The 14259-nt window shown below is 38.1% G+C and carries 6 protein-coding genes; 1 reads left to right on the top strand and 5 read right to left on the bottom strand.

The features are described 5' to 3' along the window. Together ACFX4H_RS21760 and ACFX4H_RS21755 are read right to left on the bottom strand one after the other, a co-directional pair. Nucleotides 1–238, bottom strand: a 238-nt coding sequence (locus ACFX4H_RS21760; RefSeq protein WP_377436194.1) for a hypothetical protein, incomplete at its 3' end; no start/stop codon positions are given. Nucleotides 239–459: 221 nt separating this feature from the next. Continuing rightward, nucleotides 460–633, bottom strand: coding sequence for a hypothetical protein (locus ACFX4H_RS21755; RefSeq protein ID WP_377436193.1), 174 nt, complete (start codon nucleotides 631–633; stop codon nucleotides 460–462). A 513-nt stretch (nucleotides 634–1146) separates the two neighbouring features. On the opposite strand from ACFX4H_RS21755, the gene ACFX4H_RS21750 reads away from it, so the two are divergent. Then, the gene (locus ACFX4H_RS21750; protein WP_377436192.1) at nucleotides 1147–2535 is read left to right on the top strand and encodes a hypothetical protein; all 1389 of its coding nucleotides are present in this window, start codon (nucleotides 1147–1149) and stop codon (nucleotides 2533–2535) included. Nucleotides 2536–2894: 359 nt separating this feature from the next. Here the strand turns inward: ACFX4H_RS21750 and ACFX4H_RS21745 are convergent, their stop codons facing one another. The 3 genes from ACFX4H_RS21745 to ACFX4H_RS21735 are packed head-to-tail and all read right to left on the bottom strand — an operon-like array spanning nucleotide 2895 to nucleotide 14229. After that, entirely contained in the window at nucleotides 2895–3626 is a 732-nt protein-coding gene (locus ACFX4H_RS21745; protein WP_377436191.1) for a thioesterase II family protein, read from the bottom strand. Nucleotides 3627–3646: 20 nt separating this feature from the next. Then, nucleotides 3647–6550 (bottom strand): non-ribosomal peptide synthetase, encoded by a 2904-nt coding sequence (locus ACFX4H_RS21740; protein ID WP_377436190.1) that lies wholly within the window; start codon nucleotides 6548–6550, stop codon nucleotides 3647–3649. Beyond that, nucleotides 6547–14229: an amino acid adenylation domain-containing protein gene (locus ACFX4H_RS21735; protein WP_377436189.1), complete on the bottom strand. Its 7683-nt coding sequence runs from the start codon at nucleotides 14227–14229 to the stop codon at nucleotides 6547–6549. Before ACFX4H_RS21735 ends, ACFX4H_RS21740 begins: the two co-directional genes overlap by 4 nt. Between the last annotated feature and the right edge of the window lie 30 nt (nucleotides 14230–14259).

The raw sequence follows: 14259 nt of genomic DNA, 5'->3' as shown, positions 1-14259 counted from the left end.
CATACTTTCTGACCTCACCAATGTGGTTATCTACTGAGGCAACAACTGACACTTCATTGTCAGTACTATTAAGTATACTTCCTTCATCGATAACTTTACTTTTCAATTTTCCCACCCCATATCCAACCGAACCATAATCAGCTGCATTCGTTACTTCACGTTCTTTTTCAATAACATCGATATTAGAAGTGGTTAATTCTTTAGGTGGAGATAAGAATAAAACCAGTAAAAACCCCAAGCAATACCAAAATAGATAGCGCAGATATGTAGTATTTTTTCATAAACCAATCTTCTTCTAATTAAAAGAGATATGCAATGAGCATATCTCTTCATTATTTTTCTATTACCAATTACCAATAGGCCTCTGTTTGACCATTAACAGTTTTATACCCTTTTAAGTTTAAAAGTATGAGTCCCAATAGCAAAATCATTCCTGAAGCATGTTCAACCGTTCAATGTTTAATCTCCAATATAGTCCGCCTTTGTAGAACTTGCCGATTTAGTTTTGATTAAAGAACCATCACCATTAAAGGTTTTAGCTCGTGCGTAAATATAGTCCTGTATCTTATCAGAAGATGATTTAGCGACTGCATAATTAGTCGATAAAATTGGGTTGTATGTACTTAAACTCATACGAACTTTCTTCTTTGCTAGGATGGTACTACCTGTACCATCTGGTTCTTGAGTAAATGATGTTTCTTGTGAATTTACCAGACCTTCAGTTTCAGCTGCACTTGCCCCCGTAGCCGAACCTAGTATTGATAAACCTCATGCTGTAATAATGACCTTTTCAACTTCAATATAATAGCCTCCCCTTCGTTCGATATTTTACTATATAAGTAAATAAAAGTAATTATATCAATGGTTAAATTTAGTAAAATAACATTTTTGGATACAAATTAATCCTTTAATGCATAAGGCAAACAGACAAGGAATTGAAGTTAATCAGAATCAGATGTGGAGAGACTAAGTTGCTCACCACACATAATAAACCAAATAAATACGCTAACCATGTAATCTCCTCTTATACTCGTTATTTACAACATAAGTTTTAAATAAGATAAGCCTTTAAATTTATGAAACAACTCACCACCCCGTACCTCCCTCATAATCTGTAACTAGGCACATTTATGAGGGGGACGGATCTTGGAGATGGAATTAACGGCACTCCATTGGATTTATGTTGTATTTATTGCATTGATAATCGGGTTTATGGTAAAACGTCGTGATACTACCCTCATCTGCATAATTGGCATTTTCCTTTTGGCCTTAGTGGCTACAGGCAGTTTAGCCTCTTCCATAAGCGGGATATTCAACAGCTTCATTTTCGCAATCACGGAATTAATGTCCACGATATTAATCATTTCCATCATCGTTGCCATGAGTACGGTTTTGACGAAGTCGGGCATTAATGATGTCATGATTGCACCATTTGCGAAATTCATTAAGAACCCTACACTCGCCTTTTGGGTAATTGGAATCGTCATGATGGTGATATCCTGGTTTTTCTGGCCATCACCTGCCGTTGCCTTACTTGGTGCAGTCCTGCTCCCAGTTGCCTTACGGGCTGGTTTACCTGCACTCGGCGTGGCGATGGCGATGAACCTTTTTGGTCATGGAATCGCATTATCAGGGGATTTCATCATTCAGGCTGCCCCTAAACTTACGGGCGATGCGGCTTCCATACCAGTCGGTGATGTCATCGCTGCGAGCATACCCCTTGTCATTACAATGGGGGTTGTCACCACCCTCTCCGCCTTTATCCTTTTAAAGCGGGATATGAAGCTTGGAAGAATCAAGGCGGATAATGAGGGATTTGTCCAAGATCAAACAATGAGTGAAAATCTGCTTACACTGGCACAAAAGAAGTTTTTTGCCGTCTTCATTCCGATCGCCTTTCTGTTGGATGTTGTGGCATTGTCGATTTTGAAGTTGCAAGGCGGAGATGCCACGGCGTTGGTTGGCGGTACAGCGGTTTTCATTTTGCTGATTTTATCCCTTGTCGCACATAAACAGCAAGGGCTTGAAAAATCAACGGGCTATTTGATTCAGGGTTTTCAATTTGGCTTCAAAGTATTCGGACCCGTCATTCCGATCGCCGCATTCTTCTATTTAGGTGATTCTGGATTCAATCAGATCATCGGTGACTACTTACCGAAAACATCCCTCGGCATCGTCAATGACCTCGGTGCCGCATTGGCGGCCTCCGTTCCTTTAACGAAAGAAATAGCCGCCGTCACATTAACCGGCATTGGTGCCATCACTGGCTTGGATGGATCGGGCTTCTCAGGCATTTCTTTAGCGGGATCTGTCGCCAAACTTTTTGGCACGGCCATCGGAGGCGGAACCGCCACCTTGACTGCACTCGGGCAAATAACAGCGATTTGGGTTGGCGGAGGTACCCTCATTCCATGGGCACTGATCCCGGCAGCTGCCATTTGTAATGTCAGTCCCTTTGAACTTGCCCGCCGGAATCTGCTTCCGGTAACCATTGGTTTAGCAGTGACTACAATAGTCGCGATGTTTCTCATTTAATCGATTTGTGTGGACCCTAAAACACGGAACGGATCTTCATTTCCGTTCCATTTTTAAAAGAAGGTTCGATTGGTTTTTACTTTATAAGGATGGACCCTCATTGATTGAAGAAATTAGCACATTCCTGCCGAATAACTGGCTAGCTGGGACCCCACAGGCGCTTCCGTCGAGGAGGCTTAGCAGACTTGTCGGCGTATGGGAGTGGATTTCTGAAAGCAACTGGAACTTTATAAATTTGTCTACAGTAAAAAGGACTGAAATAAATCAGTCCTTTTTGAGATGAAGATTGGGTTTCATTGGTATCCAAACGGATGCTTACATTAAGGCAAGTTTTGGTGCAAGGCAGTCAGTCAGCTATCTTAAATCAGAACTTCACAACGACTATTAAGTACATACTCTTGAATGATTTTTAAAACGATATCCTGGTTTTGCTTTATATAGAAATGATCACCCTTTAATATATGCAATCCTTCAATATGTTCAATATATTCATTCCAGCTTTCGATACTTTCCTTCGTCACGGTATCATTCGATCCCAATAGCAAAACGGCTTTGTTTCCCACCTTTTTCTCGCGTTTTTTTTCATGGTGGTAGTTGGCTAATACATTCAAGTCCGACTGGATTATCGGAAGGAATATATTCATGAAATCTTCCGTTTCCAGGAGTTCCTTGTTTGTTCCCCCGATTTTTTCAAGCGATTGTTTTAAATGTTTTGTATTAGAGCAATCGATTTGATCTACTTTATATTTTGGGGACGACTTACTTGAAATGAATAAATGTTCAACTTTATTATCATCTCTCTCTTCTAATTTTGCCGCAATTTCATAGGCTACGATCGCACCCATGCTATGTCCAAACAAAGAGATGTTTTCCAGTGAATTCATTTGATGTTTCGTTTCCATTTCCTTCAATAGTATATCCGTCAAATCCGTCATATGTTCACATAGAGGTTCACTATATTTACTGCCATGTCCAGGGTATTCCAGCGGGATTACCTCTATCACATCATCATCAAATTTCCATTCTCTATAAAAAGATGCACTTCCCCCAGCATAAGGGAAACAAAAAAGTGTTTTCTTCAGTCCTTCCATCCCCCTACTACTATGATCAATTATTTCAACATGTACTTCATAAAGCTTTCAACATACCTTGAATCGATTTCCGGCATTTTCATTGATAGTAGTTCCATTTCCTTCTTGGTTTTTCCTTGCAGGATTTCCGACTCTTTTAATTTAGTTGATTCATCTATTAACTGGGACAAAGCACTTAATGAATGAATCTCGTTAGATTGTGTCTTTTCTTTTAAAGATTGTAACCACTCTTCCAAATCCATATTGGAGTAAGGTATTTCATTCTTTTCGAAGAAGGAGGTCACGAATTCACTTGAAACCCTCTGATCATTGAACATATGATAGATCCCGAGCTTCTGATTCTCTTTCAATCTTGATATTTTGTAAATAAACTCACTTACAAAATCGACTGGCATCAATTCAAAATGAATTTCCTCTTTAAATGGCAATATCCTTTGTTCAATAAATGATTCAAAAACCTTGTACAACATATCCTTCTCGTTCCAAACCCCATTTGAATTAGATGAAATCCTGCCTAACCGGAAAATATCGATTGTCAGTCCGAGTTCCCTTGCTTGAAGAAGCAATTTCTCGGCAACCCATTTGGACTGGCTGTATCCGATCATTAAATCGGGGGAATAAACCAATTCGTCTTCCTCGTCCCATTTCCTTTCTCCGGTCAAGACAGAAAGCGTTGATGCATAATAAATGTTTTTCCGATTGCATGATGAAGCAAACTTAATGACTTCCACTACACCATCCACATTCGATATTTTTGATTTGCTATACGGCTCGAAGAAATTCGTTTCAGCACCGACATGATACACATGAGAAACATCATTGCTTAATTTCTCATATGTCACATCATCCAGACCGAAATGATGTTTACTAAGATCCCCTTCAATGACAACGATTCGACTTACGAATTCATCCTGCCAAAGACCATATTTCATTAAAGTATCTTTCAATCTATTTCTCGAAGGAAATCTAACCAAACAATAGATTTTGACATCTTCCAATTCCAGTAATAATTTGTTTAATAGGTGTGCTCCCAAAAAACCTGTTCCACCTGTAATCATCATATTTTTTTCAATTTGAACGGGTTTAGCGGATATTTCCCTTATTTTCTCCATCAATTCTCGATCGAGCACGGAATCCTTCTCCATCACTGCTTCCATGCTGCAAGAATAATCGACTTCAAGTGCTTCAACGAATTTATTCACTGTATTATTTTCCAATAAGATTTGTAAAGTGGCTTCAGGAAGTACCGTTTCCTTCATTACATAGACCAGTTTGGTAGCTAAAATGGAATGGCCTCCATGTTCAAAGAAGTTGTCGTCCATTCCTAGACTTTGATTTCCTAATACATTTCTCCAAATCTCCAATACTTCTTTTTTCTTTCCAGTTTCCTGATTGGCTAAGGAAGTTTTATTTTGCCCGATCTCCATTTCCAATAATTTCTCTTTATCGACTTTACCGTTGGCATTAAGCGGGAAATCATCCACTCTGACAAAAAAGTGGGGAATCATATATTTCGGCAATTCATTGTTCAGATAATCTTTAATATCCTTTTCAGCGTTTTCCGCTTTTTCATCTTCATGTTTGTAATAAGCGATCACATAATTTTCATCATTGATGTTTTTAACTGCAACGACTGAACTTTCAATCTTCATGTATTGATCAAGCTTGTCTTGAATTTCATTCAGTTCAATTCTAAAACCGCGAATTTTCACTTGACTGTCTTTCCGACCTTTATACAGGATCTCACCATTTCGTAACCGGATGCCATGATCACCTGTTTTATACCACTTCGTCTGATTCAAATCATCCTTGATCAACGCTTGATCCGTTAATTGCGGCTGATTTAAATAGCCTCTCATGACCCCTTGACCGCCAATGTAGATTTCGCCTATTTCCCCATCTGCTACCTCGACTAGTCCTTCAGATAGAATCTTGATTTCTACATTGCTCAATGGTTTTCCAATGGGAATAACATCTGCATCTTTTTCTTCGACCTCATGACATATGGCAAAAGTGGTGCATTCAGTTGGTCCATACCCATTAATCAAGGAGAAGTGACCGATTGTTTGCTTCAATCTCCTCACATGGGAAACCGAGATTTTATCTCCGCCAACCACAATTTTCTTTAATCCTTCAAAAATCATAGGATCCTCATCTACCATTGCATTGAAAAGACCTGTCGTAAAAAAAGCTACATCCACCTTTCCAATGGATATCGCTTCTTTCCAATCATCAAAAGAAGTGAACTCATTCGGCATCAGGAATAAAGTCGCTCCATTCAATAAAGCTCCCCATATCTCAAAGGTTGCGGCGTCAAAGCATGGGTTGGAAAATTGGGCCACTCTATTATTTTCATTAATTTCTAGTATTTCAGAGTTCAATACTAAATTGACTACACTTTTATGCTCTATCATTACACCTTTTGGCTTTCCAGTCGTACCTGATGTATAGATGACATATGCGAGACCATTCTCCGAGGAACGGTTAACGGGAATATGCCCGTCCCTGCTTAGTTCATTCATCTCAAATGGAATTGGTTCAATATCCAATTCCATTAGCTTCCCTTCTTGACCATTAAACGATAAGAAGAACTTCATATCCGTATCTGCAAGCATATATTCCAATCTTTTTAATGGGTAATTTTCGTCGATTGGAACATAGCAACAGCCTGACTTTATTATGGCAAGCATCCCTATGATCAGTTCAATGGACCTTTTGCTTGGAATGCCGATCATTGTTTCTTCTTGAATCCCCAGATCAATGATCCTTTTGGCAAGCTTATCTGAAAGCATGTCTAGTTCTTTATAAGTAATTTGACGTTCATTTTCGCAAAGTGCCGCTTTTGATTGATTATCCTCCACGATTTTTTTAAAAGCTTCAGTTATTGACATCAATTTATTCGTCGTCATCGATTTACTTATCATCGGGCCCCAACTTTCAAGTGATTTATTAATTTCTTAATAGATGGCAGTGTTTCATTTTCTGTTAGTTTTAAGAATATTTCCTGCATGGAATCCATAAAACGTAAAATTTCATTTTCGGAGAATTTACTGTCTTTATAAATGATCTTATAATGCAGCTTGGTTTGCACTACAGCCGCAGAGAACGTAAGATCAAAATTGGTCGATTCACTTCCGACTGAATTTTCGATCATGATTCGCGAATCCTCTGCCGATTCTGTGCTCGGATAATTTTCGAATACAAATATATGTTGGAATAATTCCTTATCCCAAGGAATTTCAGCGTATCGCTTTATATCCGTAAGTGCACTGAACTCATACTCTCTCATTTGTAATTGCTTGTTTTGAATCGCAGTAAGATAGGATTGCAAATCATCATCCCAATCGATTTTCAACGAGAATGGCAGAGTATTGATCAATAAGCCTACAGCTGTTTCAATATGCGGAATGCTGAGGTTCCTTCCCGAGCTTGTCACTCCATAGCATACTGAGTCGCTCTCACTTAGGCACGATAGAACGATGCTCCAAACTCCTTGAACAACGGTATTGATCGTCTTTCTATGCCGCTTGGATAATTCTATTAATCTATCGGTAAGCTCTTCAGGCAGGCTATATTCAATAACTTTATCCGCTGTAAAAGCTTCCTTATCCGTTTTCTTACCTATTAGTGCTTTTACTTGTTCAAAATCCCTTAATTCTTCATTCCAAAAAGCTGCTTCATCCTGTTTATTCATATTCCTGACATGATTCATGACTTGCTTATAGGCAATCTTATGTTCATCACTGTCTTTTACCATATTGGATGGGTTTCGATAATTATCCAAAAAATGATTAATGACGATTTGCAGGCTCCAGCCATCCATTAAAGCATGATGATGTGTCCATATGAATTTATAGCGATGATCCGATAGCTGAATCAAGGTGATGTTCATGAGCGGACCATTCTCTAAATCCATTTGTCTGTTTTTGCTATGCTCTAAAAGATTTTCTATCTTGGATGCCGATTCGTCCTCACTAAACGTCGTTAGATCCACATGATTAAACACATAATAAATGTCATTTAGTATGATTTGGTAACGGTCCCCCAATTGATTGCGCCTGAAAACGGATCTAAGAACGTCGTATTTTCTACAGGTTTCATTCCATGCTTCTTCCAATTTGTCCAAGTCCAGATCACCTAATAAATCAATGGATAGCTGTGAAATATATTCAGGACTTTGAGTTACTTCACTATGGAATAACATGCCTTCTTGAAGTGATGTCACTGGGTAAATCTCTTCAATGTTATTAAACTTATTAATGAAATGGGTAATCGTACTTCCATCGACTATCTTCTCAGCTTGAAAATCCGTTTCGACAATGGAGTCATTCAAATCTGCGCTTCCACTTAAAATATTGTTTAAGTGTACTTCAACTTCTTTACATATCATTTGGTAGTTTTCATTGTTGCTATCGCCAATAATATTCAGCATGAGCCTATTGTTTACGATGCTGGCGACAAAATTGAGCTTATATGGAAATGTATAGTTCAAATCGATATTGCTGCTATTGGTTTGTTCCATATCACCAGTGTTATTAAATTGACCTAGATAGTTGTAACTCACAAGGCTGTCTGGATAGTTATGATTCCTAGTGGAAATATACTTTAGGATTCCAAAGTCAAACCCTTTGTTTGGCACACTTCTTAATCTGTTTTTTGTATTTCTCAAGGTTGAGCCCAAAGACGGCATTCCTTTAATCCTTACTGGATAAATAGAGGTGAACCACCCTACTGTCCTTGATAGATCAATATCATCTTCAATATCCTCTCTGCCATGACCTTCTAAATCGAGCCAAAATTCATCAATTCCCATTATTTTGGAAACTGAATGGGCAATAACGGATAATAAAACCTCATCAATCGTCGTTTTATGTTTTCTTAAAGTGTTTTTAATGAGGTTTTGTGTTTGGTCCTCATCCACCTGTATTTTGTACATGTTTTCAAAATCACATGTTTCTCCTAAGCTATGCGTCAGCGGAGAAACTGGAATATTCATTTCCTTTTCCCAATATTGAACGGCATCTTCCGGTAGGCCAGTGTTCTGATACTCGTTCAGTTTCTCGGACCATTGTTTATAAGAAGTCGTTTTTAAAGGCAGTGATGGTTCTTGTCCATTCTTTATCTGTTGATAGCATCTTTCGAAATGATCAAGAAGTATCCTCCACGAAACACCATCAACCACAAGGTGATGAATCACCCAAAAAATCCTTACGTTCTTTTGATCCCTGAATAGAAGGAACTTCATCATGGGGCCATTGTGTATGTTTAAACTTTGTTGGGCGTTTTCTTCCAGCTCCTTAATTACTTTCAGACTATTTTCATCTTTAAAACTGGAAACTTGATACTCATGAAAACCGCATGCCGTATCAGCATTTGATATATTGCCAATATAAGAATCACCATGTCTTTCAAAGAATGTCCTTAATATGTCGTGCTGATCAATTAATTTCATGATGATTTGTTTATATTGTTCGGTCGCCAATGCATGATCCTTCATCAAAACTACTGACTGATTCCAATGATGGATATTGTCATGATTTTCATTAAAAAACCAAGATTGAATAGGCGTCAACGGTACATAACCTGATATTTTTTCTTGGACCACTTGTTTTTGTTCCAGCTCATTTACGACATTCCCTAGCTCACGGACCGTTTGGTATTCAAATATATCCTTAGGCGTTATAAATAGATCTTTTTCTTTTGCAGCCGAGCATATTTGAATGCTGATGATTGAATCACCGCCACATTCAAAGAAGTTATCTTCCGGTCCTATAGCGGGATCGTTTAATACATCTCTCCATATTGTCAGAAGCTCTGTTTCAGTTTTGGACAGCTCTTGCACATCCGGCACTTTTTTATTCCTCTCATCCAACTGTTCCGTCCATTTCGGCAGGGATTTCCGATCAACTTTTCCATTCGGCGTCAAAGGGAATTTATCCAGTTGCATAAAATGAGCAGGAATCATGAAAGCAGGCAGTGTTTCTTTCAGTCTTCTTCTGATTGAATCCACCGAAACCTCATCATTCACCGTATAATAAGCAATTAGCCTTTTATTCTCAAATCCATCTTCCATTGCCGTTACATAACTATCTTTGATTTCTGCTAGTTTTCGTAATGAAACATTAACCTCCGATAGTTCAACACGGTATCCTCTTATTTTCACTTGGTCGTCCGCTCTGCCTATATAAACTAATTCCCCAGCTTTGTTATGCTTAACTAAATCCCCGGTTCTGTATACTTTTTCAGCAGGGTTGAATGGATTGGATATGAATCTTTCATTTGTCAGGCTCTCATTATTCAGATATCCCCTCGCTAACCCAATTCCTCCGACATAAAGTTCACCAACAGCTCCTGCCGGCACTAGTTTCCGGTTTTCATCCAGCACAAGTGCAACCGTGTTAGTCAGTGGCTTCCCAATTGAAACAACGAATTCATCTGTAGCATCCTCATTCGGGGGAAACATTTTAAAACTTGTACAGACCGAATATTCAGTAGGCCCGTAGCCATTGAAAAACGATATATGCTTAAACTTCGAAACGAGCTCGACTGGACATTCAGAACCTGCAGATCCCAACACTTTAAGCGTGCTCAATTCATTGATTGGCAGTTCCTTCAACACAGCAGGCGGTAAAATGATATGAGAAATTCCTTCACGCTTAATTTGTTCAACAAGTTTACTCATGTCAAATTGATTTTCTTTATCTACGCTTATATGCAGCTCGGCACCGAACAATAGTGTGCTGAAAATCTCTATGACGGATGAATCAAAATTAAAAGTAGCGAATTGCAGCACTTTAGCTGATGTATCTAAACACATCATTTTATTTTGATTATGAACCAAGTTAATGATTCCCCTATGTTCCAACATGACTCCTTTTGGCCTGCCTGTCGTTCCAGAGGTATAAATGACATAGGCTAAGTCCCGCTGATCTGCAATGTGAAGATTCTCTGTCATTGACAAATCCGATTCATTTTCAATATTTTCAAAATATATTATTTTGGATGGGTCAATCAAACCATTCTTTCCAAGTTCTTTGTGACTCAAGCAATAGGAAATGGACGAATCTTCAACCATATAGCTTAATCGTTCATTAGGATAATGAGGATCCAATGGAACATACGCAGCACCTGCTTTAATTACTGCCAACATCCCCGTCACCATATCAATTGATCGATTCACATAAATTCCGACTCTTTCTTCTTTAGAAATCCCTTTGCTTAGTAAATAGTGAGAAAGCCGATTGCTCTTTTCATTCAATTCGCGATATGTAATGGTTTCGGAACCATCAACAATGGCTACCTTATCAGGAAATCGCTCGACAATTTTATGGAAGGCTTGTGGGATTGTGTCATTGATCCCCTCAAAGCGAATGGTTTCTCCCTGCCATTCTTCCAATAATAATTTCTCCTGCTGCTTACTCACGACGGATACCTTGTCAATGGATTGTTCAGGCCGATAAGTAATCTTCCTGATCCACTCCAGGAAATTTTCAGCTAATGATTGAATGGTCTGTTCATTGAAGATCCCTGAATTATACTCGAAGGCGAATAATAGCTTATCTTCATATTCTTCTGCAGCTAAACTCAAATCGAATTTTGCTGCCTTTGACTTTATTACTTCAGGCGTTATCTTTATGTATTCACTTTCCAATGCAGATTTGGCATTATTTTGTAAAATGAAGACGGTTTGAAATAAAGAAGTGCTGGCTAAATTTCTTTCAGGGTTAATGACTTCAACGATTTTCTCCAATGTCATTTGCTGATGATCATAGATGTCGATGATATGGCCTGTATTTCTTTGAAGTATCTCTTCAAATGTTTCTTCATGTCCCAGCTTTAATCTAAAGGGCAGTGTATTGACAAAATAACCTATCGATTTTTCTGTCCCTTCAATCATTCTATTCGCCAAAGGACTTCCAACGATGATATCGTTTTGACCTGTATATTTTGCCAGGAAAGACTGGTACATCGTTAGCAGTGTCATGAATAATGTAGAGTTTTTTTCCAGGGACATCCGCTTTAAACCCTGAAGCTCTTCCCTCGTTAGTTCCACTATAAAACTACTGCCATCGTTGCGATTTTCTTTTGAACGTATCTTATCTAAAGGAAGCTCCAATTTAGGTAATTCCCCAGCTAAGTTTGTTTCCCAAAATTGCGATTCTTCTTTCATGTTATTTTCCAACCATTTTTTCTGCTCTAATGCAAAATCCTTATATTGTTTAAAGTCTTTTCCAAGGATAAGTTCCTTTTCATTCACTTCACTGTCATAAAACGATAACCATTCATCTAAAAATATACTCACTGACCATCCGTCAAAAATGAAATGGTGGAGATTCACAAATAAAACAAAATCCTTTTCACTCAATTTAACAAGTTTCGCTGTCAGGAGTGGACCTTTTTCAACTTCAAAGATTTCCGATTGGACATCGTCTTCAATTTGCAGCATACGAGTCGTTTGCTGTTCGGGCTTTAACGCAGAGAGATCGATTTCATCTATTTTAATGTATAAATCTTCCCTGATTTCCTGATAGCCTTTACCAGCGTTTTCACGGACGGTGGTCCTCAAAATCTCATGTCTAGTAACGACATGATTTAAGGCTTTTTCCAGCATTGGAGTATCAACTGTTCCAGTCATTTTATATTTCTGAGGGATATTATAATTGGCTGTCTTACCGTTGAGTTTTTCGTTGAACCATAAAGCCTCTTGGTTACTGGATAAAACATGATTTTCTTGTTGCACTTCTATGTGCTCCATGTCATGATCTGAAATTTCATTAATGATGAAGTCCGTCAACGAATCGATTGTTGAATTTTGAAAAATATTTTTCAAAGTTAGAATTTGATTGTATTCTTTGTTTAATTTCGTTAATAATTTCATGGCTAAAATCGAGTGTCCGCCCATTTCAAAGAAATCGGCATCTCTATCGATTTGACTTGTTGATAAGACTTCCAAAAATGTCTTTTCCACAAAAGATGATACGACCTGCGTTTCATTTCTTGGAGGTGTACTCATTTCCGGAAAGATCTTATGATTTAGCATTTTCAATGTAGGATTTTCAAACAAATCAGCTAATTTCATATTCGCATCAAGTCTTTTATTTATTTTAGACACCATTTTCATGGCTGTTATCGAATGCCCGCCCAATTGAAAGAAATCATCATTAATATCGCTGTTCAAGAAAAACTCTTGCCAAATTTCTTTAAGTCCTTGATTAACGGATGTGGATGTAATCGAATGGGCATCCGTTGCTGCTTGATCGTCTATACTCACATTATTGTTTAGTTTTGAAAAGTCAATATCCACATATATTTCATCAATTTGCTGAGCTTCAGTAATTTGATGGGCAATCTGCATGAAGGCTGATTGGATATCACATACTAGCGAACGCTGTAAGAAGCAGGTATTAAAGTACAATTTGCATGTAATCGTTTCTTTACTATCCTGGGCTTGTAACGATAACGGAAAGCTATGTGACTCTTTTCCTCCTTCAACCTCCCAGTTAATGCTAAAGCCTTCATCTTTCGCTTCCGGATAATTTTCATAAACAAATAAAGTTTCGAAAATCGGATCTTCCTTCTTTAATTTCGTATGCCTTTTGATATCCACTAAAGAAATTTGGGAGTAATCCAGCATATTGTTCAATGTTTCCTGGAATCGTTTCAGTAAATCGGTAACGCTGTCTGTATCGTTTATTTCAGCTATCATAGGAATCGTATTAATGAGCATCCCAACGATTTCTTCCGATTTGAATAAGTTATTCGACCTGCCAGAGCTAACGATTCCAAAGACGATTCGATTTTGATTGGACATTTCCTTTAGGACGATTGACCAAATTAACTGCAGTAATACATTAAGCGTTACATGGTTTTTAGCGGCAAACTCTCTTAAAAGCTTACTTTGCGTTTTATTCAGCTCCCAGAAGAGATCATTGTCCTGCTGGTTTTCCTTCACATGTTTTAAGACGGGAAATGTGATCGTCGGCTGAACAATATCCTTTGCAAGCTCTTTCCAAAAACGATTTAAATCTTCTGCATCTGTTTTATTCATATACCGGATAAAATCTCCATATTGCTTTGGCTTTTCAATAAGTCCTTTGGAGTCTTTTCCTACAATTCGGCTGTAAATAACAAAGAGTTCATCGATGACTATGCTGGTACTCCAGCCATCCAAAATTATATGGTGATGAGTCCAAATCAAGTTAAACTGATTTTCTTCAATTTTCACTAACTGGAGTTTCATCAAATTGGAGTTATTAACATCCATCTCCTGGGATTCGGAAGTCACTCTTTTAATTTCCATTAATTGTTCATGCTCACTCAACTCTGTCATATCGATCATTTCCGGTTGATAATCCATTGTATTGAAGACAACCTGAACATTATTTTCAATATTTTTAGAGATGACCTTCATTCTTAATGCTTCATGTCGTTCTACAACCTGACTCCACGCCTCGAACAATGCATCCACTTCAAGAGCGCCCGTTATCCTGATTCGCATTTGAGAAATGTAAAGGTTCTCTGTTGAATTGTTCATTTCCAGTTCATAAAGGATTCCTTCTTGAAGCGGAGTTAATGAGTAGATATTCTGAATAGATTTCTCCAATTTTGCGCCTCCCTATTCCATTATCTTCGT

The organism is Peribacillus sp. YIM B13477 (assembly GCF_042787955.1).
In the GTDB taxonomy this organism is placed as follows: Bacteria; Bacillota; Bacilli; order Bacillales; family DSM-1321; genus Peribacillus; species Peribacillus frigoritolerans.
The sequence above is the reverse complement of the archived record's forward strand: the minus strand, read 5'-3'. Positions and strand labels throughout refer to the sequence as shown.

What these genes read in the sequence shown, in the direction of transcription:
- ACFX4H_RS21755 (WP_377436193.1), bottom strand. Translation starts at nt 633, where the DNA reads ATGAGTTTAAGTACATACAACCCAATTTTATCGACTAATTATGCAGTC.
- ACFX4H_RS21745 (WP_377436191.1), bottom strand. Translation starts at nt 3,626, where the DNA reads ATGGAAGGACTGAAGAAAACACTTTTTTGTTTCCCTTATGCTGGGGGA.
- ACFX4H_RS21740 (WP_377436190.1), bottom strand. Translation starts at nt 6,550, where the DNA reads ATGATAAGTAAATCGATGACGACGAATAAATTGATGTCAATAACTGAA.